We start from the raw sequence: 26,322 nt of genomic DNA on the forward strand, positions 1-26,322 counted from the left end.
TTATAAATTAAGAAAAGCAAAACATATTGTATATTAAAAAGATTATAAAAAATGGTATAATAATAAGAAGAAATTTTTAGGAGGTGTTTTTTAATGAAAAATTTTTCAAAACTTTTTATTGTAGCAGTTGTTTTATTAGCGTTTTTGTTTATTCCCAAGGTGGGTATATCAGAAGAATCCAAACAAACGGGTAAAGATCTAAAAATTGCATTTGTACAAATGGAAAAAGTAACTCAAACCTATTATAAATGGGTTGATTTACAAGAAAAGTACAAGAATGATCTTGCATATTATCAAAATAAAATAAATAAAATGCAAGAAGATTATCAAAATTTAAAAAGCTCTGGTGCTTCACAGGAAGAACTAACACAAAAACAACAAGAATTACAAACAAGAATTAGCGAATATCAAAAAGCTATTCAAGATGAATACACTCAAAAAACAAATCAATTACTTGAAGAAATCAAAAATAAAGTAATTGAATATTCTAAAGAAAATGGATATAATTTGGTATTGTATGAACCATCAGTTATATACGCTGATGATTTAGTTGACATCACACCACAAATTATAGAATTATTAAAAAAATGAGCTATATCCATTGTAAAAAAATAACAAAAAAATATGGAAAAAAAATTGTTTTAAATAGCGTAGATTTTGAAGCCAGCACCGGTAAAATCGTTGGGATTTTAGGTCCCAATGGTGCTGGTAAATCTACATTATTTAAATCAATTTTAGGCATAGTTGTTCCTAAAAGTGGAGATATTTTTTTAGATGATATAAACATAACTCATTTACCTATTCATATTAGAGCTAAACACGGTATAGGATATCTTCCACAAGAAGTTTCTGTATTTAGGAATTTAACCGTTTGGGATAATATGGATTTAATTGCCACTATGTTAAAAATAGAAAACAAAGAAAAAGTAATAAAAGACATTTTAGAAGAATTTGGGATTTATGATTTAAAAGACCAAATTGCAGATTCATTATCAGGTGGTGAAAAAAGACGTTTAGAATTTGCAAGAACGTTGTTAACTAATCCTAAATTCATTTTATTAGATGAACCTTTTGTCGGTATAGATCCTATAACTGTTAAAGATATTCAAAAAATAATAAAATCATTATCAGCAAAAAATCTTGGTGTTATTGTTACTGATCATAATGTCGATGAAATTGCAGAAGTTGTTGATATATTATATGTATTACACAAAGGTAATGTAATAGCATACGGAGAACCTGAAGCAGTATTAAAAGATATCAATGTTATCGAGAATTATTTAGGATGGTGAAATATGAATATTGGCGTTATAGGATATTCTGGTAATCCAGATGAAAAACCAATAAACGATTTAAAAAATATAATTACTCAAATTGCAACTATTATCACAAAAAATAATTGGGTATTATTTAGTGGCGGAAGAAACGGTGTAATGGAATTAATTTCCAAAGAAACAAAAAAATTAGGCGGAAAAACTGTTGGAATATTACCTTGGGAAATAGAGGGGAATAAATATTTAGATATTTCCATAAAAACTGGTTTAGATTTTTCTATGCGATCTTATGTTTTAGTAAAAAGTGTTGATGTTGTAATAAGTGTTGGTGGAGAAATAGGTACAGGAATTGAAATCTTAGGAGCATACGCTAATGAAAAGCCAGTGATATTAATCAAAGGAACTGGTGGTTGGACAGATAGAATACAAAATATTTTAATTGATGGAAAATATTTAGATAATAGAAGATTAGTTGAATTATATATAATAGAAAATATAGATGATCTAGAAACAATATTAAAAAAAATAGAAAACAACTTAAAAAAATAATGGAGGATTAAAATGGTTAGAGTAAGATTTGCACCAAGTCCAACAGGAAGCATGCATGTTGGAGGAGTTAGAACTGCATTATTTAATTGGTTATTTGCAAAAAAAAATAATGGAAAATTTATTCTTAGAATAGAAGATACTGATATAGAAAGATCTTCAATTGAATCTGAAAATGAAATAATAAATTCCTTAAAATGGTGTAATTTAGATTGGGATGAAGGGCCTGATATTGGTGGTGATTTTGGACCATATAGACAAAGTGAAAGATTAGAAATTTATTTAAAATACATTAATTACTTAATTGAAAATAATATGGCATATTATGCTGTTTATGATAATGAAAATAATGAAATTTATAAATCTAATAAATTCCCCAAAAATGCTCAAGGAAGCATAGTTGTAAAATTTAAGGTTAATAAAGAAGGGGTTACTTCTTTTAAAGATTTAATTAAAGGAGAAATATCTTTTAGAAATGATTTATTAGATGATTTTATTATATTAAGATCTAATGGTATACCTGTATATAATTTTACTGTTGTAATTGATGATTATTTAATGAATATAACTCATGTTATAAGAGGGGAAGATCATATTTCAAATACCCAGAAACAAATAATGTTATATAATGCTTTTGGATGGAAAACTCCCGAATTCATGCATATTCCATTAATACTGGGAAGCGATAGAAAACCTTTAAGTAAAAGACATGGGGGAACTTCTGTAGATTATTTTAAAAACGAAGGATTTTTCAGTTATGCATTGATGAATTATTTAGCCTTATTAGGTTGGACAATTGAAGATGAAATTTTTAATTTTAAAGATAAGATAAAAGATTTTGATCCAAACAAATTATCTAAAAAAGCTGTAATTTTTGATTATGAAAAACTAGAATGGATATGTGGAAAACATATGAGAAATATAGATATAAATGATTTATATGTTGAATTTAAAAATTGGATAAATGATAATAAACTTAAAAATATATTAGAAAGTAATGAACAGTATTCATTAGACGTATTATCTATATGTAGAGAGAAAATAAATACTTTAAAACAATTAAAAGATTTTTCATATAATTTTTTTATTGAAGACTATGATTATGAAGAAATTTTTATTGAAAAATACTTAAAAAAAGATTGGGCAAAAGATTTATTGTCAATAGCAGTAAAAAAATTTGAAGAATTAGAAATTTATAATATTGATAATGTTGAAAAAACCTTAAGAGAAATTTCAGAATTAAAAATCACATCTAAAAAAAATACATTTCAAGCTATTCGAGGGGCAGTTTTAGGAAAATTAGTTACCCCTGGATTATTTGAATCTATTGTAGTTTTGGGAAAAGAAAGAGTTGTATCACGTTTAAAAAAAACAGAGGTGTTTATAAATGAAATTAAAAGGTAAAAATATTACATTAGGTGTTAGTAGTGGGATTGCAATTTATAAAGCTGTGGATTTGGTATCTAAATTAAGAAAATTAGGTGTAAATTTAAGTATTATATTAACAGAGGATTCAAAGAAAATGATTTCTCCCACAGTTTTTTCCGCAGTTGGCAATTGTACTGTATATACAGATTATTTTGAAGTTACAGATGGGTGGATCCCACATACACAATTATCTATGGAATCAGATGCATTAATTATTGCCCCAGCAACAGCTAACATTATTGCTAAGATTGCTAATGGTATTTCTGATGATTTATTATCATTAACTGCTTTAGCTTTTAGAAAAGACGCAAAAATTATAGTGCCAACAATGAATACCCGAATGTATGAATCTCCCGCATTACAAAGAAATTTAGATATATTAAAAAAAGATGGATGGATTATAGTAGAACCAGAAACCGGTCATTTAGCTTGTGGTGAAATAGGTAAAGGAAGATATCCAGATAATGAAATGATAATTGAATTCTTAGAATACTCTTTATCTAAAAAAGATTTTAAAGGAAAAAATATATTGATTACAGCTGGCCCTACCCAGGAGCCTATAGATCCTGTTAGGAATATTACCAATAAGTCTAGTGGGAAAATGGGATATGAATTAGCAAGAGAATTTTCAAATAGGGGGGCAAATGTAACTCTTATTTCTGGTCCTACTAACATTAAACCTCCGTACATTTTAAATGAATTTATTAAAGTAAAAACAGCTTTAGAAATGAATGATGAAGTAATAAAAAGATTTAATAATTCTGATATTATTGTTATGTCTGCCGCAATATCTGATTATAGGGTAAAAAATTACTCTGATATTAAAATAAAAAAAGACAAAGAAAATTTGATATTAGAATTAGAAAAAAACCCTGATATATTAAAAGAAATAGGTAAAATTAAGAATGAAAATCAAATATTAGTTGGATTCGCTGCTGAAACAAATAATTTAATTGATTACGCAAAGAAAAAATTAGTAGAGAAAAATTGTGATATTATAGTTGCCAATGATGTTTCAAAAAAAGATATAGGTTTTGACTCTAATTTAAATGAAGTTTATATTATAAATAAATTGGGAGATGTTACCCATGTTGAAAAAAATACTAAAAAATTTATTTCTATTAATATTATTAATTATATTTCAGAATATATTAATAGCAAAAAATAACATATCTTTTATTAAATTCGATAATAGCATTATTCATTTAAGATATATAACAAATGAAAGAATAATTAATCCTAAAGTTTTTTTGATAAATAATGGATTTAGAATTAGGCCATTTTTTTCCTTTAGCCCAACTTATTTAGATATAAAAATAAATATTAATGATTTTAGTAAAATGGATATTTTAGATTTAAAATTAGAATATGATACATTTAACGGATTAAAAACTGTTGAATTTGAGAAATTTATAGATATAAAGGAATTTTATGATGAAATAAAATTAGAAGTTTCAACTATTGAAACTTTAGATGGATGGAAAGGTGTTTTAGTAAATAATTCCAATGGCCAATTTAAAATTAATTCAGTATGTATTGACGGAAAAATAAAGTTATATAAAAATGAATCAAATATTTTTTATTTACCTGAAAATATTGATGATGGTTTTCATGAAATTATTGTTTTTTATTATAATAAATATAACATCGAGAGGGAAAAAAGGATTAAATTTTATAAAAAAGACTGGTTTTTTGGATCATCTAATTTAAAAGGAGCATCATATAAAGTTCAATTTATTGATAATTATTTGGTTAAAAAAGGTGATTCAATTTATAAAATCGCTAGAAAATATAATGTAAAACCAGGCGAAATTATATTGTATAATAATATTGAAGATCCTAAAACAATTTACCCTGGACAATTACTAAAAATTGGAAAATTAAAATTTGGAGAAAGTCCTTTAATAATTACTGTTGATTTAGATAAATCTATTTTAAATTTATATTATTTAGGAAAAAAAGTATTATCTTATCCAGCAGCTGTAGGAAGAAGCGATGCTACTCCACCTGGTTATTATAGAATTATGTATAAAGAAAAAGAACCTGCTTTGTATTGGTATGGTGAATATATAAAACCTGGGTCGATAATAAACGGAGTTGGAAGTAGATGGCTTCAATTATCTGAAGAACAATATGGAATTCACGGAACTACGAAACCTTGGGAAATTGGAAAAAGAATATCTCATGGATGTATAAGGTTATTTAATCAAAATGTAGAAATATTAGATTTTCTTACAGGAATTGGAACCGAGGTGTATGCTATAAAGAGGTGATTTATGTTATTTTTTATAACATTATTTAAAATTCTACCATTGTTTATTATAATTTCATTAGGATATATATTTGGAAAATTTTTTTCTGATTTAGATAATAAAATTTTAAATAAAGTCACAATATGGATCGCTGGTAACGTTCTTGCTTTTACAGCTATTAATTCGAATCCACCATCTTTTATAGAATTCAATTCCTATTTTTGGGGATACAGTGTTATATTTATATTAGCTATATTAATACCTTATTTTTTAAAAAAACTTAATTTAATCAAAGCTGAAAAAGGCGTCATTTCATTTGCTTTAATGTTTTCAAATGGTGGTTATTTAGGTTATCCTATTGTAAGCGCTTTATTTGGTGATGAATATATTGCGAAAGCTGTAATATATGTTATAGTAATGACATTATTATCTTTTTCTATAGGAATTGTAATTTTAACGGGAAATGTAAAAAAAGGATTAATTAATATGTTAAAATTACCAATGTTGTGGGGATTTTTAATTGGATGGATATTAGGAGTATTAGGATTAAAATGGAATGATTTGCCTAAATTATTATATGATCCAATACGAATGATTAAAGATGCTAGTATAGTTATAATTTTAATTAATATCGGGATATCTTTATCTAGAATAAAAATAAAAATATTTGATTTATATGATACAATATTGACAACTATTTTTAAGTTAGTTATATTTCCCCTTATAGCTGTTTTTATTGTAAAGTTCTTAAAACTTGATCCTATTTTAGCAGGAATATTTGTTATAGAAGTTGGAATGCCTGTAGGAATGAACGTTTCATTTATTACAGAAGAATTAAATATTAATCCAGCTTTGGGTAATTTATTGGTATTTGTTAGCACATTATTATCAATTATAACAGTACCATTGTTATATTTAATATTAAATATAATTTAATATGAAAGGAGTGTAAATATGATTGATGTTAAAAAAATTAAAAGAATTGGTTTAGTGGGCGCTACAACTAATAAATCTAAATTTGGTTATAAAATATTAAAAGATTTAGTGTCTAAAGGTTATGATGTATATCCTGTAACACCGAATTATGAAGAAATTGATGGTATAAAAACATATAAAAGCGTTACTGATTTACCAGAGGTTGATGTATTAAATTTTGTTGTTCCGCCATCAATAGGATTGAAAATTACAAAAGAAGCATATGAAAATGGTTTTAGAAAATTTTGGTATCAACCTGGTGCTGAATCTGAAGAAATAAAAGAGTATTTAGAATCATTGCCTGATGCAGAATATTTGTTTCACAAATGTATAATGGTTGAAACTATTTAATAAAGCCCTTTGGGGCTTTATTTTTAATAGGAGGAATATAATGTCTGATATAATGAAATTTACAGCTATATTTGCTTCAGCCACAATGATTAGCAGATTTCTCGGCTTATTTAGAGATATATTATTTGCATATTATTTTGGTAGAAGCGGTGAATATGATGCATACATTATTGCTATATTATTACCATTCTTTTTAAGAAGGATTTTTGCTGAAGGAGCTTTTTCAACAGTTTTTATTCCTTTATATACTAGAAAAAATAATAAAGAAGCGAATATTTTTGCTAGCACTGCTATTAATCTACTTATTATAATAACATTAGGACTATATTTTTTAGTATTTTTATTTTCACCAATATTCTCAAAAATTTTAGGAAGTGGTCTTAGCGAAGAATATTTATCTTTATCTTCAAATTTAATGAAAATATCATTTCCTTTTATTACTTTTATATCTATATGGTCCATATTATCAGGAATATTATATAATAAAGAAAAATTTTTTATTTCCGCAGTTTCTCCTTCTTTAACAAATGTTTTTACCATTTTAGGCATAATTTTTTCCAGCTACTTTCAAATTAGAATTTATGGTCCTACAATAGGCTTTTTACTTGGTGGTTTTTTTCAACTATTATTTGTATATATATATTTAAAAAGAAAAAATATATTTCATTATCATTTTATTTTAAAAAAAGAATATATCTCTGAAATTATTGGAATGTTTATTCCCGCATTTTTTGGCGTTGCTATATCTCATATTAATAGTATAGTTGATACTAATGTTGCATCTTGGACAGGTGAAGGCGGTATAGCAACTATACAATATGCTTTAAGATTATATCAATTACCTTTAGCTATTTTTGCAGTAAGTATAGCTAATGTTATTTTGCCTAGACTATCAAAACTTTCATTAAATGACCGGAAGGATGATTTTATAAGTGAGTTTAAAGAAGGTATATTAGTTTCATTATTTCTAACTATTCCTGCATCTTCAGGAATGATTATATTGAGCAAAGAGATTATTAAATTGATTTATCAACGCGGAAATTTTACATGGGAAGATACTAAAATAACTGCATTTACTCTCGTAATGTATTCAATTGGAATAATATTTTATTCAATACATGGAATATTAGTTAGAAATTATTATTCGAAATTAAATACAAAAACACCTACAATAATTTCTTTTGTAATGGTAGCTATTAATATTGTATTAGATATAGTTCTAGCAAAACTAATAGGAGTTGCAGGAATAGCTTTAGCTACAAGTATATCAGGTATATTGGGAGTAATAATTTTAGGTTGGGATTTTTATACTCATTTCAATAAAAATGATATTATTATTATTATAAAAATGATTTTTTCAACAATTGTAATGATTATAACTATATATTTTTTAAAATCTTTTTATATGTCAAACTTATATACTATTTTTTTAATTTTAATAGGTATTATTTCATATATTATTACATCATATTTATTGAAAATAAAATACCTTAATGAAATTATGAATTTTATAAAAAAAAGATATAATTAAACATAGAATTGTGGTATAATTATGATATAAATAAAATAAATTCTAGGGGGCTATAATATGGATGTAATGACTGTAACATTAAATCCGTCTCTTGATAGAGAAATAGTAATAAATAATTTTAAAATCGGAGAAATGTTTAGAATATCTAATTCTTCTCAAGCTTTAGTAGAACCTGGAGGAAAAGGTATAAATGTCTCTAGAATGTTGAGTAAATTAGGTGTTGAAAATATGGCATTGGGCTTTTTAGGTGGTTTTATTGGAAGAGTATTTTTGGAAAAATTGCTCGAAGATAAAAATATTACATCTAATTTTATTTTTGTAGAAGAAGAAACTCGTGAAAATACTGCTATCTTGGATTTAGAAAATCATACAATTACACAAATAAACACAATTGGCCCTAAAATAGATGCTGTTGATTTAGAACATTTTATTCAAAGATATGAAAATTCATTATCTATAGTTAATAATGTTTTGATTTCAGGAAGTGTACCTCCTGGAGTTCCCGATGATATTTATGCAAATTTATTTAAATTAGCCAAAAATAAAGGTTTAATTACATATTTAGAAGCAAACGGAAAGCATTTCAATGAAGCTATTGAAAAATCTTGTCCTGACGTAGTTAGAGTTGATTTGAGAAGAGAAAAAAAATATTTTGATACTGATTTAAAAACACTTGATGATTACATTTATGCAGCTGAGGACATAATTAAACATGGAGCAAAACTTTCTATTTTAAGTTATCATGTTGAAGGTGATGTGATAGCAACTAATAACGGTGTATGGATTTTTACTGTAGAAGAAAAGGTAGATAGAGCACATTTATTTGGAACAGGTGATGCCTTTATGACAGGTATAATCTATTATATTTTAAAAAATGATTTTAATGCTTTTGAAGCAGCTAAATTTGGTATGACTACCGCATTAGCAAAAGTTCATCATGTTGAAAAATATATTGAAAATATTAATGAAATAAACAAATATTTTGATTATTTTAGTATAAAGAAGGTGAAATAATGAAAGTTGAAGATATTATGTTAAAGGATGTAACTTCTATAGTAGAAGATGTAACTGTTGAAAGATTTATTACATTATGTGAAAGGCATGGTTACTCTGCATTACCCATAGTCGATAAAAATTTTCATTTAGTTGGATTATTAAGTGAATCAATGGTTATTAAAGCTTCTATACCAGGATACTTATCATTAATGCAGTCTACATCCTTTATTCCAGATTCACAACAATTTATAAAGGGATTAAAAAATATTTTACATGAACCAGTATCAAAAATAATGGATAAAAATCCTATAAAAGTATATTATGATGATACAGCATTATATGTAGCTGATGTTATAATAAAAAAAAGTTTAAAAATTGTTCCTGTTGTCGATCATAATGATAGATTAGTGGGTATTGTAAGAAGAATTAAACTATTAAGTCTAACAGCAAAGGGGATATTGGAAAAACCGTGAAAAAGATAGACATTATTACATATGGATGCAAATTAAACCAATCTGAAAGTGCTTTTATAGGCGAAAAATTAGAAAAATTGGATTTTGAAGTTAGTTTTGATAAAAATGATGAAAATAGCGATTATATTTTAATAAATTCTTGTACAGTAACATCAGAAGCAGAACGAAAAATAAAACAATATATTAGAAAAATTAAAAGAAAAGATATTAATAAAAAAGTTATTGTTGTTGGTTGTACTGCTCATACAAATATCGAAGGTTTAAAAGATGCTGGTGCTGATTTAATATTAGGTAATTTTGAAAAAAAATATATAGAAGAATATATAGATAAAAATGGTATCTATGTAGACAAAGATTATTGGAAAAATAATAAAGACAAAGTTTTTATTCCGAATAAACCATATAATTCATACTCTAGGTTTTTCTTACCCATTGAAGAAGGGTGTCTTGAATTTTGTACATATTGCAGGATAATTTTTGCAAGAGGAAATAAAATTAGAAGTTCCTCAAAAGAGAGTATTTTCAGTAAAGTGGATAACATAATAAATTCTGGTATTAAAGAAATTGTCTTAACAGGAATTAACCTTACTTATTTTGGTTATGGAACTGATTACGATTTAAAAAAACTTATTTTTGATTTGGACAATAAATATAAATATAAAGATATTAGATTTAGAATTAGTTCCTTATATCCTGATTTTATTGATAAAGATATTATAAATTTAATTAATAATAGTAGTGTTTTTGAAAAACATATTCACTTATCTCTTCAACATGTTTCTAATAATATATTAATTAATATGGGAAGAAAATATAGTGAAAAATATCTATATGATTTATTTAATATGATTTTTTATATAAATTCGATATTTTCTATTTCTGCTGATATTATAATAGGATTTCCCGGAGAATCCGATAAAGATTTTAATAAATTAATAAATTTTGTAAATACATATCCATTTTCTAGAATACATGCTTTTAGATATTCAAATAGACCAAATACAAAAGCCTCTAGAATGAAGGAACAAATACCAGGTAATATAAAAAAAGAAAGAATGTCAGAATTTCAAAAATATATTGAAAAATCAACAAATCATTATTTAAATAAATTATTAAATAAAAAGGTTGAGGTTTTGGTTGAAAAAAATGATAATAATAAAAGTTATGGATATGATGAATTTTATATTTATCACGAAATTTCTCAAAATTTAGAAAAAGATAATTTCTATGATGTTATTATAAATAATATAAATAAGGATGGAGTGATATCCAATGTTTTATAATTCTAGAGAATGGATTGAAAAAAGCGAATATTTAAATGAAGATTTTGAATTATTTAATGGTTATTCAACATACGAAACAATACGAACATATAATAAAAATGTTTTTGGACTAAGATTGCATTATGAAAGATTAAAAAAATCCGCGATGTTTTTAGGACTTGAAGTTCCAGAATATGATAAATTAAAAGACAATATTGAATTTGGAATAAATAAATTAAATTATCAAAATGATGTCAGAATAAAAATTTTAATAAATAAATATACTTCTAAATTTAAATCATTCTATGCTTTTTTAGAACCGATTTATGAATATGAGGAATTAAAAGAAAGCGGTGTCGTTCTTACAATTTCTAGAGAAAGAAAACCAAAAAATCCTGTTATTCCATATTATGTAAAAACAAGTTTAAATGGTTATAGCTTATATTTAAGACAAAAATATAACGCATACTATGATGCTGTTGTATTAAATGAATTTGGATATGTAACCGAAGGTACTAAATCAAATATTTTTATTGTAACTGCAGGAGTAATAACCACTCCTCCGCTTTCTGCTGGAATACTGCCAGGAATAACGCGAAAAGTTATTATAGATTTAATAGAAAGTTTTAATATGGATTTTGAAGAGAGAAATATAGAAGTTTGGGAATTACTTTCTGCAGATGAAGTTTTTTTAACCCATACTAGTGTTGGTATTATACCTGTTAGAAGAATAGTTCCTAACTTTACTTTTAACGCCCCTGGAATAACTACTGAAATGTTGATGAATTACTGGAAAGATTTTATTATAGATAATAATGAATATTGGGAGTAAAATGAGAGATATCAATGACATTTTTAAAGAAATAAGTAAAAAGAATAATATACTAAAAAAAGTTTTATTATTAAATGATTTAAAGAATATTGTTAATAATATTTTAGAAAAATACGGATTAACCTCAGTGGAGGTGGTTAATATTGATATAAAAACCTCCACACTTTTTTTGTATGTTGAAAATAATTATATTAAACAAGAAATTTTATTTAAAAAAGGTAGTTTGTTAAAAGACATTAATAAAAACTTGATTAATGACAAGATAAAATACATAAAATTTACCGGAGGTGCAAACAAATGAATCAATATTCACAAGAAAATATTAAAGTTTTAAAGGGATTAGAACCTGTAAGAAAAAGACCTGGTATGTATATAGGTTCTATAGGAAAAGCTGGATTAAATCATCTAGTATATGAAATAGTTGATAATAGTGTAGATGAATATATGAATGGTTTTTGTTCAAAAATAATTGTAAAAATTAATGAAGATGATTCTATAGAGGTAATGGATAACGGTAGAGGTATTCCAGTTGGTCCACATCCTACCGAAAAAAAAGATACATTAGAAGTAGTATTTACAACTCTTCATGCGGGGGGTAAATTTGATAGTGCCACGTATAAAATAAGTGGTGGATTGCATGGAGTAGGCGCTTCTGTTGTTAACGCATTATCAGAATATTTAGAAGTATGGGTTTATAGAAATGGTAAAATTTATTATCAAAAATATTCTAGAGGAAATAGACTTACTGATGTAGAAATATTAGGTGAGACTAATAAAACAGGTACTTATATTAAATTTAAACCAGATTCAGAAATTTTTGAAAATGGCGACATAGAAGTTGAAGGGCAAATCATTGAAAATAGATTAAGAGAATTAGCATTTTTAAACCCAGGCTTAGAAATTGAATTCATAGATGGAAAAAGAAATAAAAAAAATAACTTTAAATATGAAAATGGAATTTCAGAATTTTTAGACTTTTTAGTAAAAAGAAATAAAAAAAATCCTATTCATGATATACCTATTTTTGGTAAAGGGGCTGTAAAAAATCCTCGAAAAGGTTATTCAGATATTATTGTTGAATTTTCAATGATGTATACGAGAAATGATTTCCCGCATATATATAGCTATGTTAACAATATAAGAACTATAGAAGGCGGCGAGCATGAATCTGCTTTTAAATCTACTTTAACTAGAATAATTAACGATTATGCTAAATCTCATGGATTTTTAAAAGAAAAAGAAGAGAATTTCACCGGGGAAGATGTAAGAGAAGGATTAATTGCTATACTTAGTGTTAAACTTCCTGATCCAGTATTCGAAGGACAAACAAAAGCTAAATTAGGTAGTAAAGAAGTAAGAACTGCAGTAAATGATGTTTTATCAGAATATTTAATAAAATATCTTGATTCTCATCCAAAAGATACTAAAATGATTTTTGAAAGAATAAAAGAAGCTGCAAGAGCAAGAATAAATGCCAGAAAGGCAAGAGATAAAGTAAAAAGAAAATCAATATTTGAAAATTCCCCTCTTCCTGGAAAATTGGCTGATTGTACATCAACAAATTTAGATGAAACAGAATTATTTATAGTAGAAGGAAATTCCGCAGGAGGAAATGCTAAATCAGCAAGAGATAGAAATTTTCAAGCAATTTTGCCACTTAGAGGTAAAATTATAAATGTTGAAAAACATGATATTGAAAGACTTTTAAAAAACGAACAAGTATCTAATATAATATCAGCTATTGGAACTGGGATTGGTGATAATTTTAATATAGATAAACTACGATATGGTAAAATAATTATAATGACTGATGCTGATGTTGACGGGGCCCATATTAGAACACTATTATTAGCTCTTTTCTTTAGATTTATGCCAGAATTAATAAAAGCGGGAAGAATTTATGCAGCACAACCACCATTATATAAATTTAAATCTGGAAAATTTGAAAAATATTTATACACAGATGAAGAATTGGAGGCTATGAAAAAAGAGTATCCTAAATATACGTTACAAAGATATAAAGGTTTGGGTGAAATGAATGCTGATCAATTATGGGAAACTACTATGAATCCAGAAAAAAGAAAATTATTAAAAATCAATATTGAAGATTTAGTTGAGACTGAGGAAATTTTAGAAATATTAATGGGGAGCGATCCCTCTGCAAGAAGAGAGTTCATTGAAGAACATGCATTGAAGATTAAGGAGTTAGATATATAAATGAGTTCTACTCAAAAATTGTTATTTTTAATTACAATTTTATATATATTTACTCTATTATATTCTGTTTTTACTATTTTTATTACAAATGGAGATTATAAAAAAAATATTTTATTAACAGAACAACCTATCTGTGTGGTAAAATTTAATGAAAGATATATACTTTTAAATAAAAATACCATTATTTTTAAAATATCTGATATACCTATTATTGGTTATCCAATTGTTAATATAAATGATTATTATAAATATAAAAATGAAATTGCAAAATTATCATTAAATGAACTTAATTATATTTCTAAAATAGATTTTAAAAATAAAACTTTATATATTAATCCAAATTATATTGTTTTTTTCAATTCTTGGAATAATGTTGTAGATTTTTTTGAAAATATAATAAATGAATTAAAAACAAACGAACCGGGGAAATATATTCTTCTCTCTGGAGGTAATTTGATAAGTGCTTATTAGGAGGGATAAAATGGCCAAAAAGGTTATTTATGCAATCGATGTTGGAAATTATTTTATAAAAGGTATTGCATTAGAGGGAAATAGAGGTAATTATACTTTAATTTCAAAAACTGTTGAAAGAGCAGAAGGTATAATAAAGGGACAAATTCAAGATGTGAAATCCTTAAGAAGAAAAATAGAAAATGTTATTTACTCACTAGAAACCGATATAAATAATAAGTCAAAAGAAATAGAAATTATTTTATCATATGCAACAAATGAATTAAAAATTTCAAGAGAAAGCTATACTTTAGAATTTTCTGAACCTAAAGAAATAACTGAAGGAGATTTAGAAAAAATTAAATCTAATATTCAACAAAAATATTCTGAGCAAAATAGAGAAGTATTAGATATTAAATTTGTTAATTTTGAAGTAGACGATAAAAAAGTAAAAAATCCTGTTGCTTTTGTAGCAAATTTTAATCTAAATGCCATTATTAATGTAGTTTGGGTTCCAGAAAACTCTTTTGCTCCAATAAGGAATACTATAAAAAATTTAATAGAAGGAGAAATTCCTATATATGATTCTACATTAGCTGCTTCATATGGAGTTACAAATACTTCTGACAGAAATTTGGGTGTTGGAATAATTGACTTAGGACACTCTAAAGCTAGAATGCTTATTTTCAAAGATGGAATACCAAAATTTTATTTAGATTTTGAAGTTGGAATGGAATATGTTTTAAAAGACATTATTAATGTTTTAAAAACTTCAGAAAAGGAAGCTTTAAGATTATTAGAAGAACAAGCTGTGTGTTTACAAGATACTAAAGCTGTAAAAAAAGTGGATTATTTAAGTTTAATTGGAGATCATTATGAGTACACAACTCAAAATCTACTTAATAAAATAGTTTTTGCTAGAACACGAGAAATCATTAATAAATTAAATAGTGATCTTGCAAAGTTAGAATATGAAAACACCTTGGAAATATCCGGAGGATTGCAAGCTGGTGTTGTTCATACTGGTGGTGGTGCAAGAATTAAAAATATTGAAAAAACTATTTCTGATTTTATGGGTTCTCAAACAAGATTAGGAATTGCTGCGAATAATAGTAATAATTTTATTATCGATAATGCCGACGAATTATATAAAGATCCTATGTTTGCACCTATAATTGGAACTTTAAATTTATACTTTAGTGGTATAAATATTCCTAAAATTTATATTGAAGATTCTAAAATATCTAATGAAGAAAATTATATTGAAGAAAAACATGAAAAAAAAGGTGGCTTCTTTTCAAAGCTAGGGAGAATCCTTTTAGGAGGTAATGAGGATGCCATTTAATTTGCCAATAGATAATGAATCAAAAGAAATGTTTCATAAAAGACCTAAATATGTTATTAAAGTAATAGGAGTTGGTGGTGCCGGAAATAACGCAATTGAAAGAATGGTACGACTTGGAGTTTCAGATGTTGATTTAATAGCTGCTAATACTGATGTTCAAGTTTTAGAATCTAGTAGTGCAAAATTCAAACTACAGTTAGGTAAAGAATTAACAAGAGGATTAGGTGCTGGTGGAAATCCTGAAAAAGGTGAAAAAGCTGCTGAAGAAAGCATTGATGAAATAAGAGAAATGATTCAAGGTACAGATCTTTTATTTATCACTGCAGGTTTAGGCGGAGGAACAGGAACTGGTGCAGCTCCTGTTATTGCAAGAATTGCCAGAGAATTAGGGATATTAACAGTTGCTGTTGTAACAATACCCTTTCACTTTGAAGGTTCAACAAAACAAAAAATTGCTAATGGCGGTTTAAACAAACTAAAACCATATGTCGATACTTTAATTAAAATATCTAATGATAAATTATTAGAAGAAAATGACGATATACCTATTAGACAAGCTTTTGCAAAAGCTGATGATATTTTATATCAAGGTATAACTGGAATTTCAGACTTGATTACAAAAAAAGGACTTGTAAATACCGATTTCGCTGATGTTGAATCAGTACTTAAAAGAAGAGGATCTGCAATGCTAGGTATAGGTTGGGGAAAAGGATCTAATAAAGCTGAAGAAGCTGCTAAAAACGCCTTAAATTCAAAATTTTTAGAAAATTCTGTTCAAAATGCAACAGCTGCTTTAGTAAATGTTTCAGGTAAAAATCCAACTTTAAAAGATTTAAAAGTAGTTACATCAATCCTACATTCATATTCTACCGACGAAGTAAATTTAAAATATGGTATTACCGAAGTTGATGATATGCAACCCGATGAATTAAAAGTAACTATAGTTGCTGCAGGATATAATAAAATATTAAATGAGTATGATGGTGAAAATATTTATGAAATCCCTGCTGTATATAGATTATTTGGTAATAATATACTCAATGAAGAAAAAATTAAATTAGAAAAATATTTAGAGGCTCAACAAAATGATTATGAAGAATAGAATTTCCGAATTAGCAACTAAACAATTATTTACTAATTGTATTGTTAAAGATAATTCAATATCAAGTACATATAAAATTAACCTTTTTGAGAAATACCTAAAGTTATTATTAGAAGATAAGGTTACTGACTTACATTTTTCTATACAAAATAATTTTGGAATTATTTCTTATAGATATAATACAATGCTTATAGAATATGAAAAATTACCATTAGAAGATTATAATAAAATTATTACTAAGATTCAAATATTATCTGGAATTGACATTATCAATGATAGGGATCCGGCAGATGGGTCCTTTACTTTTTATGATAATAGATTTAGAGTTTCTATGATTAGAGATTTTGAAGGGATAAATTGCGTAATTAGAAAATTAAAAACTATTTCAGATTTAAAAAATTTAAATTATTCAAATATTTTTTTGAATTATGTTGAAAAAATATTAAATATGAACCATGGACTAATACTATTTTCAGGGCCAACTGGTAGTGGGAAAACTACTGCTTTGGCATATTTATTAATTAACATTTTAAAAAAAGAACCTAAAAAAATTATTACTATAGAAAATCCTATTGAATATAAAATTCCTAAAATAGAACAAATTGAAATTAATAATGATTCAAAAAAAACTTCTATAATAAAAAACATATTAAGACATGATCCCGATATTATTATGACTGGAGAAATTAGAACAAAAGAAATTGCTGATATTACTATTGAATCTGCTATGACAGGACATTTAGTTCTTTCCACAATACATGCTAATAATGTTTTTGGAGTTATTGAAAGACTTAAAAAAATGGGAATAATGGAATATGATATTTTAAATACTGTAAAGGTTATATTTAATCAAAGATTTGTAAAAATATTATGTGATTGTTATAAAGACAAAAATAATAAAGGTTGTGAAAAATGTCGTTATACTGGATATATTAATATAACTCCTATTTTTGAAATTTTAGAAATAAATGAACATAGTAAAAAACAAATAAAAAACAATGATATTATTAGCGATGAATATTATTATAATCCGCTTGAAGAAATCAAACAATTATATATAAAGGGGAAAATTTCTGATTCTGATTATAAATCATTATTAATGGGGTGAAAATATGAAGTATCATAGTAAAAGTCCTGAAGAATGGGAAAATTATGATAAAAAGAAAAACAAAAATGATTCTTTAAAGAGTATTTTAAAAAGAAGACAAAAAGTAAATAATTTTATAATAATAATGATTTCTTCATTGACAATTGTTATGATACTATTATCAAAATACTATTTCCCAAGATATAAGTTTTCATACTCAACAATGATATCTAGTGTTTCTATTTCATTAAATACATTAGATAATTATTATTTCCCTGATTCACTTAACATAAATGTAAGCATGAATAATACTTCTTCAAAACACAAAAATATAGAAATATCAGATTTCAAATTTAATATATATAGAATTACTAATAATTCAAGTGAAACTTTTTATAAATTTGAGTATTCTAAAATTATTAATTATGATTTAAATCCCCTAGAAATTAAAAAAATTTTTGATTTAGAAAAAATAAACCCTATATCTGAAATTAAACACGGTAATTATGTTATAGAAACATCTTTTAATTTTAATAATAAAAAAATTAAATTAAAAAAAGAATTTAATTATATACATTCTATTATTTATAATATATACTTAGAAAAAGATTTTTATTTAACTAATGAAAGGCCAAAAATATTTTTGGAAGCTATTAATTATTCTTCTGATGAAAAAAATATAAATATAATAGGAAAAATACAAATTTTTAATAAAAAAAGAAAATTAATAAACGAAATTCCAATTAACTTTGGTTATACTTATTTAAAATCATTAGAAAAAAATGTCAATGAACTATATTTACCACCTTTGGAAGATGACGTATATGAATTATATTTTGTCAATAAAGAATTAAATCAAGCCGTTTATATACCATTACCTATAACAAATAAAATCGAAAAAAAACTAACAAAAGTTAATCTAGCTATTGACACTTACCTTTTTTATCCTATAAATGAATTATTTCAAGGTGCCTTTTATATAGATAATTTAGATTTGAAAAATAAAAGATTTCTTGAAATAGAAGGGTTTACTATAAGATTATTAAATATAGAAAATAATACACTTATATTTAATTATGAAAATAATGATATTAAAAGAATTTATATTAATGAAGGTGGGAAAAGTTTAATACATTATATTTCAAAAGAACCACCTATTAAATTAAATATTCCCGGTAATTATAAATTAATCTTTTCTGTTAAATCAAACGAAAATGTAATAGAGAGAACTTTAGATTTATATGTTGGTCTTTCAAGGAGTGAATAATTTTGTATGGATACATTTCGTTATACTTTAAACCAAATAAATATGAACAAATAAATTATATAAGCCATTATTGCTCTATGTGTCATTCATTAAAAAAAGAATTTGGAAATATGTATAGGATGTTTATTATAAGAGAAGTTTCTTTTTTTTCATTAATAAAAATAGAATTTAATAATAAAAAAATAAGGAAAATTAATTGTCCATGGGTCGGATTTAAGGAAAGATATGTTTATAATGATTTAGAGGTATTTAAAGAATTTTCTTATTTAAACAACTTAATTATTTATGGAAAATTATATGATAAACTTTATGACTCTAATATGAGTAAATACAAAATACTTATTACGGGTTTACGAAAAAAGTTAATGAATTATTATGGATTAGATTTTATAATAAAATATGAAAGTATATTAGATAAGCAATTTGAAATAGAAAAAAATTATTTACCTTTAGAAGAATACTTTAAACCTTCTATAAATATTATAAAATTAATTTTAGAAAAACATGATTTAAATGTACCTGAAGAATTTAGTTTTTATGTAGGAACTTTATTGTACTTACTTGATGCAATATATGATTTCAACAAAGATATAAAGAAAAAAAATTTTAACCCAATATTTACAGTTTATAATATAAATGATTTGCATAAATTACATAAAGAGGATAAAGAATTTTTAGATTTTATTATAGATTTTTCAATTAAAAAAATTATTAGTATATTAGAAAAATCTGACATTAAAAATAAACATTTTGCAAAAAAATTATTTTCTTTTAGTGCAATATATCATAAATCAAAAATTGATAAGTTGTTTCTTGAGAATGAATGTAAAAAAAAGGATATTAAATCAAATAACCTTTATCTAAATATTAGAAATAAAAAAGCCCCTTTATAACAAGGGGCTATATTTCATGTATCAATAATCCCGATCTTAATTTTGGCTCAAACCATGTAGATTTTGGAGGCATAATTTTGTCAGCATCAGCAACTGCCATTAATTCCTCTATTGATGTTGGATACATTGAAAATGCAACCTTCCAATTCTTACCATCTATCCATTCTTCTAAAGCTTTTACTCCTCTAATTCCTCCTAAGAAATGAATTCTTGGATCTTTTCTTGGGTTTTCTATACCTAAAATAGGAGCTAATAAATAATTTTGTAATATATATACATCTAACTGTTTCACAGGATCAGTTTCATCAATAATATTTTCTTTAGCTTTTAATAAATACCATTTTTTATTTATATACATACCAAATTCATGTCTATTTTTTGGTTTATAAGGACTTTCAGGAGCTTCTGAGATTTCAAAGTATTCAGATATTTTTTTCATAAATTCATCATCTGATAAACCATTTAAATCTTTCACTACCCTATTATAATCTAAAATTTTTAATTCATCATGTGGAAATACTACTGCCATAAAGAAATTATATTCTTCATTTCCTGTATGTACTGGATTCTTTGATTTTAAAATTTCCTTTGTTCTAGCTGCCGCTGCCGCTCTATGATGACCATCAGCAATATATAAAGAATCCACTTCTTTAAATGCATTTTGTAATTCATTTATTAAATTTTCATTTGTTAGCACCCACAATTCATGGTGAACTTCTTTTTCGTCTATAAAATCATAAATCTTTTCTGATTCACTAATACCTCTATTAATTAATTCTTTAATATTATCTTTTGATTTAAATGTTAAAAATACTGGTCCGGTTTGTGCTTCTAAAATCATAATATGTTTAGTTCTATCATCTTCTTTATCTTGTCTAGTTAATTCATGCTTTTTAATAAGACCTTTTTGATACTCATCAACTGAGAAAGTAGCAAAAATTCCTGTTTGAGAATGACCTTTCCATGTTTCTCTATATAAATATAATGCCGGTTTTTCTTCTTCTATTAATATACCATCTTTTTTATAGTTTTCTAAATTTTCTTTAGCTTTTTTATAAACCTCTTCGCTATGAGGGTCTATATTTTCATCAAATTCAACCTCAGCTCTAGTAACTCTTAAAAAACTTTTAGGATGATTTTTAACAATATCTTTAACTTCATCTTCTTCTAAAACATCATATGGCGGACAAGAAAACTCTTCTACTAATTCATTTTTTGGTCTTAATCCTTTAAATGGCCTAATAATTGACACAATATTACCCCCTTCTATATAATTTCTAAGATATTATAACAATTAGATTTTGAATACTCAAACATACTTAAATTGAGATTGGGGTATTAATAGTTAATTATAGCTAATTATTTTAAAAAATCACAAAAAGTCTCATATGAAAAATATTTCATGCTAATTATTATATAATTCTTTAAAATATCTATCTTGTAATGGAAACATTATATTTTTATCTTCATCATTTATATGATCATATCCACATATATGTAAAATTCCATGTATAAGTATATAAAAAAATTCTTCATCAAAAGAATTCCCAAAATCAGGCGCTTGTTCTTCTATTTTTTCAACAGAAATAATTATATCCCCTATTACTTCTTCGTCCAAACCATATTCAAAAGATAAAACATCAGTTGGCCCTTCTTTTTTTCTATATTCTTCATTATATTTAGCAATTTCATTATTATTAGTAATTAAGATATTTAATTCATAGTCTCCATCACCTTTTTCTTTTAATAAAATACTTTTAGATATTTTTTCTACTTTTTGAATATCAATATTTTTTATATTTTGATTATTAATAATATTTATATTCATTTATTCACCTCTTTTAATAATTCTTTAGAAATTTCTGGATATTCTATTCTTGAATGATTCATATTTAAAATTGTTTCAATCATAGCATTTTTTATTTTATTAATCTCTCTTAAAGTTAACCCACAATCATCCAATTGTCCTTCTAAAAATAAATCTTGAATAAGATTATCAAATTTATCTTCTAAATCCTTTTTAGAAAATATTTTCATACTTCTTGTCATAGCTTCTATATTATCAGCTATCATTAATATCGCAGCTTCTTTAAATTGTGGGATAGGTCCAGGATATTTAAAAACATCAGCAGAAAGGTTTTCATTTAATTCCATACTCTTATGATAAAAAAATCTTTTTATTCTTGTTCCGTGATGTTGAACGATTAAATCTTCTATTAAAATAGGCAATTTATATTTTTTTGCTAATTCTTGACCTTTAGATACGTGTAAATTTAATATAAGCGAACTTAATTTTGGATTTATCTTATCATGAGGATTTAATCCTTTCTGATTTTCTGTAAAAAAGAGTGGTCTAAGTGATTTTCCAATATCATGAAAATATGAACCTACTCTTAACAATATAGGATTAGCTCCTATTGATTCTGCTGCACTTTCAACTAAATTAGCAATAATTAAACTATGATAATATGTTCCAGATGAACTTAAAGAAAGTTTTTTTAACAACGGGTGATTCAAATTTCCTAATTCCAACAATCCTATATCTGAATAAACCCTAGTTATATATTCTAAGTATGGCAAAACTCCTAATATAAAAAGCATTTGAAATAAATTTGAAATTACAATAATTGGCCATGATAAAAAATCAATTTCAAAAAATAAAAAATATAAAAGTATCTGTGATAGTGTCGAAATGATAAAAGGGATAATAATTCTTACTCTAGAATACAACTTTTTGCTAAAATATGCTCCAATAATGCCTATTATAAATAAATATACAAATGTACTCAGAGGATTACCAATTAAAAATGAAAAATAAAAACTAAAAAAAATAGAAGCAAGAAATCCAACATAAAAATCCATCATTAAGGTTATAACAATAACTGAAAATATAGGAGTAACAGCTGGATATGAAAAATATTTTAATGAAAATATATTAAATATAATACCAATATCAATAACTAAAATAAAACTAAGTAAATAATTTGTGGAATGTAATTTAAAAATTTTATGTTTTTTAAGTAGAAAAAGGACAATTAAAAACCATATTGGCAAAATTATAATACTAAAATTAAATAAAAATTTTAGCGATAAACTTCGCCATAAAATAAATTCTGTAAAGGCAAACAGTATTAAAAAGTTAATTATAAATAATATATTCTGAATATTATTTTTTTTCATTCTTTTCACCTTTTAGCCTTTCAAATTTATCATAAGCTTTTATAATTTCTTTAACAAGTGGATTTCGAACAACATCATTTTCTGTCAATTCAATAAAAGAAATACCTTTTATATCTTCCAAAATATTTTTTACAATTAGCAAACCTGAATCTTTTTTATTTTCTAAATCTATTTGAGTAGTGTCTCCTGTTATTATTGCCCTTGAATTGAAACCAATTCTAGTTAAAAACATTTTCATTTGATAATAGGTAGTATTTTGTGCTTCGTCTAATATAATAAAAGCATTATTTAAAGTTCGCCCTCTCATATAAGCTAAAGGAACAACTTCTATAATACCTTTTTCTTTATACTCCATAACTTTATCAGCATTTATAAAATCCATTAAAGAATCATATAATGGCCTTAAGTATGGATCAACTTTATCATATAATGTTCCTGGTAAAAAACCTAATTTTTCACCAGCTTCCACAGCAGGTCTTGTTAAAATTATTCTTTGTACTCTTCCGGTTTTTAAGTATTCAACTGCCATTGCAACAGCTAAATAAGTTTTACCAGTCCCTGCAGGGCCTATACAAAAAACTATTTCATTGTCTTTCATTAATTTAATATATTTAGATTGACCATGCGTTTTTGCTTGTATTCTTAAACCACTTACAGTAGTATTTATAACTTGAGTATAATTATTTTTCAAATTCTTATTATCATTTAATTCATATAAAGATACTATATATTGAAATTCTGTCCAATCTAATAAATGACCATTTGATAATACATCAATTATTTCTTTAAATATATTAATTACTTTTTCAACATTATTTTGCTCTTCACCAAAAACCAAAATTTTATTATTGTTATATGAAATTTCTACGTTAAATTTATTTTTCAAATATTTTGCCCTATTATTATATGTTCCTAGAATCTCAACTATTTCAATATCTTCAGGTAAAACTACATATTCTTTAATATTTATCACCTCAATTAAATTTTTTATTAATATTTTTTATCAAAATCAACTTTTGATAATGGCTCACCATATTTAATAAAATTTCTTATATTATCAATTGTATAATCTATTCCAGCCGTAGTTGCATGATAAGAATATCCTCCTACGTGAGGAGATAAAATAACGTTATCAAATTCCCAAATAGGATAATTTGAAGGCATTATATTTTTATTTTCAGGTGTTGGATAATTAAACCACACATCTAAAGCAACACCCTTTAAAATATTATTTTTTAAAGATAAATATAAACCTTCCTCATTAATTAATTTACCTCTTCCCACGTTTATTAAATATTTATTTTTTAAATTCATTAATCTTTCTTTATTAATAATTTCATAAGTTTTATCTGTTAATGGTAATGTTAAAAATATTATTTCACTATCTTTTAAAATTTCATCTATATCATAATAAACTCTATCAACATTTTCTGGTAAATAATCAATTTTATTATTTTTTAAAACATAAATTTTTGTATCAAAAGGTTTTAGAAATTTAGCTATATTTTGTCCTATTGCCCCAAATCCTAATATTCCTATTTTTTTCCCTTGAATAGAAATCCAAGAATCATGTATGGATTCACCTACAGTAAAACCATGCCAAATTCCATTTTTTAAATCATTGTGAAAATAAACAATTTTCCCCAAAAGGGCTAAAGCCATAGACACTGCTCTTTCTGCAACAAATTTCCCATTACCATGAGCATTTGATACTACTATATTTCTTTTCTTTAATTCATTTAAGGGTAGTTGCTCAACACCAGCAAAAGGTACAAAAATTACTCTTAAGTTTTTCGCGTATTTTAATTCTTCTTCAGTAATAAATCCTCCAATAATACCTTCAACCTTTTCAAAATTATTTTTTTCTTTTGCAAATAATATTTCAATATCCGGAAAATCCTTTTTTAATTCTGATATTTTTTCTTCCCAATATGAATTAAATTTATGTAAAAATAAAAATTTCAAAAAAATCACTCCTTAGAAATTTCTCAATTTTTTCCCTAATAATTCTTCTATATCTTTTCTATATACTCTAATAACAACATAGGCCATACCTTGTACCATATCAAATCCTTGATCTATTTCCTGAGCACCTCTAATAACTCCCCATAATGTAGAATTTATTGTTTTATTTTCTAAAGCAAAATCTTTTACAGTAGTATTTGAATCAATATATATGCCATAAATATATTCTACAGCTTTAGAAAACGCATCTTGTTTTGCAGCTTCTAAAGCTGCTAATTTTGCTTGCGCTTCCTGCGGAAAAGACTTATAATCAATTATACCAAATCCTTTAAAATCATGATACGCAGCTCCTTTTTGATTTTCAGGTTGAGAAAAAATATACGATCCATTAGCTCCACAAGATACTAAAAGTAATGACGATATTATAACTAGCAAAAAAAACAAATTTTTTTTCATACAAATCCCTCCTTTTCCTTTTTAATTATACCACAAAGAAATAAATGTGATATAATCATCTTGGTAAAGTCTCCGGTATTAAGTCAAAAGGAAAATAAAAAAAACAATAAAAATTAATAAAGAATTAAAATAGAGAGTATTTAGAATAAAAAAGAGTAAAACAAATATTATGCACAGAGTGCAAAAATTGAATTATTAAAATGTTTAGTTAGCTATTATTATTATCTTTTACTCATTATCCTTCAAAAACACTACGTTTTTAGAAGGAAGAGATAATTCAATAGGATTATATGATGTATTAAGCATATAGTAAATACTTCTAACTAGTTTTCTGGCAGTCAAAACAACAGCAGCTTTGTGAGATTTACCTTGATCTCTTTTCTTTTTGTAATAAGATTTAAGAACAGGATCATATATAATAGCATAAGAAGCTGCTTGAT

27 protein-coding genes and 1 pseudogene are annotated in these 26,322 nt (G+C 25.0%); 21 read left to right on the forward strand and 7 right to left on the reverse strand.

Features of this window, described 5'->3' with window-relative positions:
- Positions 1 to 93 precede the first annotated feature (93 nt).
- From AS160_RS04200 to AS160_RS04300, 21 genes are read left to right on the forward strand one after another with little or no spacing between them, the layout of a single operon-like run.
- The gene (locus AS160_RS04200; protein WP_165145327.1) at positions 94 to 591 is read left to right on the forward strand and encodes an OmpH family outer membrane protein; all 498 of its coding nucleotides are present in this window, start codon (positions 94 to 96) and stop codon (positions 589 to 591) included.
- Entirely contained in the window at positions 588 to 1,292 is a 705-nt protein-coding gene (gene lptB, locus AS160_RS04205) for an LPS export ABC transporter ATP-binding protein (protein ID WP_241244216.1), read from the forward strand. Before AS160_RS04200 ends, lptB begins: the two co-directional genes overlap by 4 nt.
- A gap of 3 nt (positions 1,293 to 1,295) precedes the next feature.
- Complete coding sequence (locus tag AS160_RS04210; RefSeq protein ID WP_165145330.1) at positions 1,296 to 1,823, forward strand: TIGR00725 family protein; 528 nt, start codon at positions 1,296 to 1,298, stop codon at positions 1,821 to 1,823.
- A 12-nt stretch (positions 1,824 to 1,835) separates the two neighbouring features.
- Positions 1,836 to 3,224 carry a glutamate--tRNA ligase gene (gltX, locus tag AS160_RS04215; RefSeq protein WP_165145333.1) on the forward strand — a complete coding sequence of 463 codons (1,389 nt, stop codon included), beginning with the start codon at positions 1,836 to 1,838 and terminating at the stop codon, positions 3,222 to 3,224.
- Entirely contained in the window at positions 3,208 to 4,416 is a 1,209-nt protein-coding gene (gene coaBC / locus AS160_RS04220; protein WP_165145336.1) for a bifunctional phosphopantothenoylcysteine decarboxylase/phosphopantothenate--cysteine ligase CoaBC, read from the forward strand. The genes gltX and coaBC overlap by 17 nt, the downstream gene beginning before the upstream one ends.
- On the forward strand, positions 4,337 to 5,521 hold the full coding sequence (locus AS160_RS04225; protein WP_165145339.1) for a L,D-transpeptidase family protein: 1,185 nt from the start codon (positions 4,337 to 4,339) through the stop codon (positions 5,519 to 5,521). Before coaBC ends, AS160_RS04225 begins: the two co-directional genes overlap by 80 nt.
- Before the next feature lie 3 nt (positions 5,522 to 5,524).
- Positions 5,525 to 6,436, forward strand: a complete 912-nt coding sequence (locus AS160_RS04230; RefSeq protein WP_165145342.1) for an AEC family transporter — start codon at positions 5,525 to 5,527, stop codon at positions 6,434 to 6,436.
- Positions 6,437 to 6,457: 21 nt separating this feature from the next.
- The gene (locus tag AS160_RS04235; RefSeq protein ID WP_165145423.1) at positions 6,458 to 6,826 is read left to right on the forward strand and encodes a CoA-binding protein; all 369 of its coding nucleotides are present in this window, start codon (positions 6,458 to 6,460) and stop codon (positions 6,824 to 6,826) included.
- A 40-nt stretch (positions 6,827 to 6,866) separates the two neighbouring features.
- Entirely contained in the window at positions 6,867 to 8,357 is a 1,491-nt protein-coding gene (gene murJ, locus AS160_RS04240; protein WP_165145345.1) for a murein biosynthesis integral membrane protein MurJ, read from the forward strand.
- A 57-nt stretch (positions 8,358 to 8,414) separates the two neighbouring features.
- Positions 8,415 to 9,371, forward strand: a complete 957-nt coding sequence (locus AS160_RS04245; protein WP_165145348.1) for a 1-phosphofructokinase family hexose kinase — start codon at positions 8,415 to 8,417, stop codon at positions 9,369 to 9,371.
- Positions 9,371 to 9,826 carry a CBS domain-containing protein gene (locus AS160_RS04250; protein WP_165145351.1) on the forward strand — a complete coding sequence of 152 codons (456 nt, stop codon included), beginning with the start codon at positions 9,371 to 9,373 and terminating at the stop codon, positions 9,824 to 9,826. Before AS160_RS04245 ends, AS160_RS04250 begins: the two co-directional genes overlap by 1 nt.
- Positions 9,823 to 11,109 (forward strand): MiaB/RimO family radical SAM methylthiotransferase, encoded by a 1,287-nt coding sequence (locus AS160_RS04255; RefSeq protein ID WP_165145354.1) that lies wholly within the window; start codon positions 9,823 to 9,825, stop codon positions 11,107 to 11,109. The genes AS160_RS04250 and AS160_RS04255 overlap by 4 nt, the downstream gene beginning before the upstream one ends.
- On the forward strand, positions 11,099 to 11,920 hold the full coding sequence (locus AS160_RS04260) for an aminotransferase class IV (protein WP_165145357.1): 822 nt from the start codon (positions 11,099 to 11,101) through the stop codon (positions 11,918 to 11,920). The genes AS160_RS04255 and AS160_RS04260 overlap by 11 nt, the downstream gene beginning before the upstream one ends.
- Positions 11,904 to 12,221 (forward strand): DciA family protein, encoded by a 318-nt coding sequence (locus AS160_RS04265; RefSeq protein ID WP_206528083.1) that lies wholly within the window; start codon positions 11,904 to 11,906, stop codon positions 12,219 to 12,221. Before AS160_RS04260 ends, AS160_RS04265 begins: the two co-directional genes overlap by 17 nt.
- Positions 12,218 to 14,137, forward strand: a complete 1,920-nt coding sequence (locus AS160_RS04270) for a DNA topoisomerase subunit B (protein ID WP_165145363.1) — start codon at positions 12,218 to 12,220, stop codon at positions 14,135 to 14,137. The genes AS160_RS04265 and AS160_RS04270 overlap by 4 nt, the downstream gene beginning before the upstream one ends.
- The gene (locus AS160_RS04275) at positions 14,138 to 14,608 is read left to right on the forward strand and encodes a DUF4894 domain-containing protein (protein ID WP_165145366.1); all 471 of its coding nucleotides are present in this window, start codon (positions 14,138 to 14,140) and stop codon (positions 14,606 to 14,608) included.
- A 10-nt stretch (positions 14,609 to 14,618) separates the two neighbouring features.
- The gene (locus AS160_RS04280; protein ID WP_165145369.1) at positions 14,619 to 15,932 is read left to right on the forward strand and encodes a cell division FtsA domain-containing protein; all 1,314 of its coding nucleotides are present in this window, start codon (positions 14,619 to 14,621) and stop codon (positions 15,930 to 15,932) included.
- Positions 15,922 to 17,034, forward strand: a complete 1,113-nt coding sequence (gene ftsZ / locus AS160_RS04285; RefSeq protein WP_165145372.1) for a cell division protein FtsZ — start codon at positions 15,922 to 15,924, stop codon at positions 17,032 to 17,034. The genes AS160_RS04280 and ftsZ overlap by 11 nt, the downstream gene beginning before the upstream one ends.
- Positions 17,024 to 18,142, forward strand: a complete 1,119-nt coding sequence (locus tag AS160_RS04290; RefSeq protein WP_165145375.1) for an ATPase, T2SS/T4P/T4SS family — start codon at positions 17,024 to 17,026, stop codon at positions 18,140 to 18,142. Before ftsZ ends, AS160_RS04290 begins: the two co-directional genes overlap by 11 nt.
- A 4-nt stretch (positions 18,143 to 18,146) precedes the next feature.
- The gene (locus AS160_RS04295) at positions 18,147 to 19,388 is read left to right on the forward strand and encodes a hypothetical protein (RefSeq protein WP_165145378.1); all 1,242 of its coding nucleotides are present in this window, start codon (positions 18,147 to 18,149) and stop codon (positions 19,386 to 19,388) included.
- 2 nt (positions 19,389 to 19,390) lie between these two features.
- Positions 19,391 to 20,281: a DUF5685 family protein gene (locus tag AS160_RS04300; protein WP_165145381.1), complete on the forward strand. Its 891-nt coding sequence runs from the start codon at positions 19,391 to 19,393 to the stop codon at positions 20,279 to 20,281.
- Positions 20,282 to 20,288: 7 nt separating this feature from the next.
- Here AS160_RS04300 and AS160_RS04305 read toward each other — a convergent pair whose 3' ends face one another.
- The 7 genes and pseudogenes from AS160_RS04305 to AS160_RS04335 all read right to left on the reverse strand — a co-directional run.
- Complete coding sequence (locus tag AS160_RS04305; RefSeq protein WP_165145384.1) at positions 20,289 to 21,533, reverse strand: DUF1015 family protein; 1,245 nt, start codon at positions 21,531 to 21,533, stop codon at positions 20,289 to 20,291.
- A gap of 153 nt (positions 21,534 to 21,686) precedes the next feature.
- Positions 21,687 to 22,109 (reverse strand): rRNA maturation RNase YbeY, encoded by a 423-nt coding sequence (ybeY, locus tag AS160_RS04310; RefSeq protein ID WP_165145387.1) that lies wholly within the window; start codon positions 22,107 to 22,109, stop codon positions 21,687 to 21,689.
- On the reverse strand, positions 22,106 to 23,461 hold the full coding sequence (locus tag AS160_RS04315) for an HDIG domain-containing metalloprotein (RefSeq protein WP_165145390.1): 1,356 nt from the start codon (positions 23,459 to 23,461) through the stop codon (positions 22,106 to 22,108). Before AS160_RS04315 ends, ybeY begins: the two co-directional genes overlap by 4 nt.
- On the reverse strand, positions 23,448 to 24,431 hold the full coding sequence (locus AS160_RS04320; protein ID WP_165145426.1) for a PhoH family protein: 984 nt from the start codon (positions 24,429 to 24,431) through the stop codon (positions 23,448 to 23,450). Before AS160_RS04320 ends, AS160_RS04315 begins: the two co-directional genes overlap by 14 nt.
- Before the next feature lie 20 nt (positions 24,432 to 24,451).
- A complete protein-coding gene (locus AS160_RS04325) occupies positions 24,452 to 25,426 on the reverse strand; it encodes a 2-hydroxyacid dehydrogenase (RefSeq protein WP_165145393.1) in 975 nt (324 codons plus the stop codon).
- A gap of 12 nt (positions 25,427 to 25,438) precedes the next feature.
- Complete coding sequence (locus AS160_RS04330; protein WP_165145396.1) at positions 25,439 to 25,882, reverse strand: hypothetical protein; 444 nt, start codon at positions 25,880 to 25,882, stop codon at positions 25,439 to 25,441.
- A 228-nt stretch (positions 25,883 to 26,110) separates the two neighbouring features.
- Positions 26,111 to 26,322, reverse strand: a pseudogene (locus AS160_RS04335) (hypothetical protein); the annotation flags it as partial.

It is taken from the genome of Marinitoga sp. 38H-ov (genome assembly GCF_011057715.1).
Lineage (GTDB): Bacteria > Thermotogota > Thermotogae > Petrotogales > Petrotogaceae > Marinitoga.

Excerpts from the sequence above, each read along its gene's own strand:
- AS160_RS04200 (WP_165145327.1), top strand. The coding sequence starts at position 94 with ATGAAAAATTTTTCAAAACTTTTTATTGTAGCAGTTGTTTTATTAGCG.
- lptB (WP_241244216.1), top strand. The coding sequence starts at position 588 with ATGAGCTATATCCATTGTAAAAAAATAACAAAAAAATATGGAAAAAAA.
- AS160_RS04210 (WP_165145330.1), top strand. The coding sequence starts at position 1,296 with ATGAATATTGGCGTTATAGGATATTCTGGTAATCCAGATGAAAAACCA.
- gltX (WP_165145333.1), top strand. The coding sequence starts at position 1,836 with ATGGTTAGAGTAAGATTTGCACCAAGTCCAACAGGAAGCATGCATGTT.
- coaBC (WP_165145336.1), top strand. The coding sequence starts at position 3,208 with ATGAAATTAAAAGGTAAAAATATTACATTAGGTGTTAGTAGTGGGATT.
- AS160_RS04225 (WP_165145339.1), top strand. The coding sequence starts at position 4,337 with ATGTTGAAAAAAATACTAAAAAATTTATTTCTATTAATATTATTAATT.
- AS160_RS04230 (WP_165145342.1), top strand. The coding sequence starts at position 5,525 with ATGTTATTTTTTATAACATTATTTAAAATTCTACCATTGTTTATTATA.
- murJ (WP_165145345.1), top strand. The coding sequence starts at position 6,867 with ATGTCTGATATAATGAAATTTACAGCTATATTTGCTTCAGCCACAATG.
- AS160_RS04245 (WP_165145348.1), top strand. The coding sequence starts at position 8,415 with ATGGATGTAATGACTGTAACATTAAATCCGTCTCTTGATAGAGAAATA.
- AS160_RS04250 (WP_165145351.1), top strand. The coding sequence starts at position 9,371 with ATGAAAGTTGAAGATATTATGTTAAAGGATGTAACTTCTATAGTAGAA.
- AS160_RS04260 (WP_165145357.1), top strand. The coding sequence starts at position 11,099 with ATGTTTTATAATTCTAGAGAATGGATTGAAAAAAGCGAATATTTAAAT.
- AS160_RS04265 (WP_206528083.1), top strand. The coding sequence starts at position 11,904 with ATGAATATTGGGAGTAAAATGAGAGATATCAATGACATTTTTAAAGAA.
- AS160_RS04270 (WP_165145363.1), top strand. The coding sequence starts at position 12,218 with ATGAATCAATATTCACAAGAAAATATTAAAGTTTTAAAGGGATTAGAA.
- AS160_RS04275 (WP_165145366.1), top strand. The coding sequence starts at position 14,138 with ATGAGTTCTACTCAAAAATTGTTATTTTTAATTACAATTTTATATATA.
- AS160_RS04280 (WP_165145369.1), top strand. The coding sequence starts at position 14,619 with ATGGCCAAAAAGGTTATTTATGCAATCGATGTTGGAAATTATTTTATA.
- ftsZ (WP_165145372.1), top strand. The coding sequence starts at position 15,922 with ATGCCATTTAATTTGCCAATAGATAATGAATCAAAAGAAATGTTTCAT.
- AS160_RS04290 (WP_165145375.1), top strand. The coding sequence starts at position 17,024 with ATGAAGAATAGAATTTCCGAATTAGCAACTAAACAATTATTTACTAAT.
- AS160_RS04295 (WP_165145378.1), top strand. The coding sequence starts at position 18,147 with ATGAAGTATCATAGTAAAAGTCCTGAAGAATGGGAAAATTATGATAAA.
- ybeY (WP_165145387.1), bottom strand. The coding sequence starts at position 22,109 with ATGAATATAAATATTATTAATAATCAAAATATAAAAAATATTGATATT.
- AS160_RS04315 (WP_165145390.1), bottom strand. The coding sequence starts at position 23,461 with ATGAAAAAAAATAATATTCAGAATATATTATTTATAATTAACTTTTTA.
- AS160_RS04330 (WP_165145396.1), bottom strand. The coding sequence starts at position 25,882 with ATGAAAAAAAATTTGTTTTTTTTGCTAGTTATAATATCGTCATTACTT.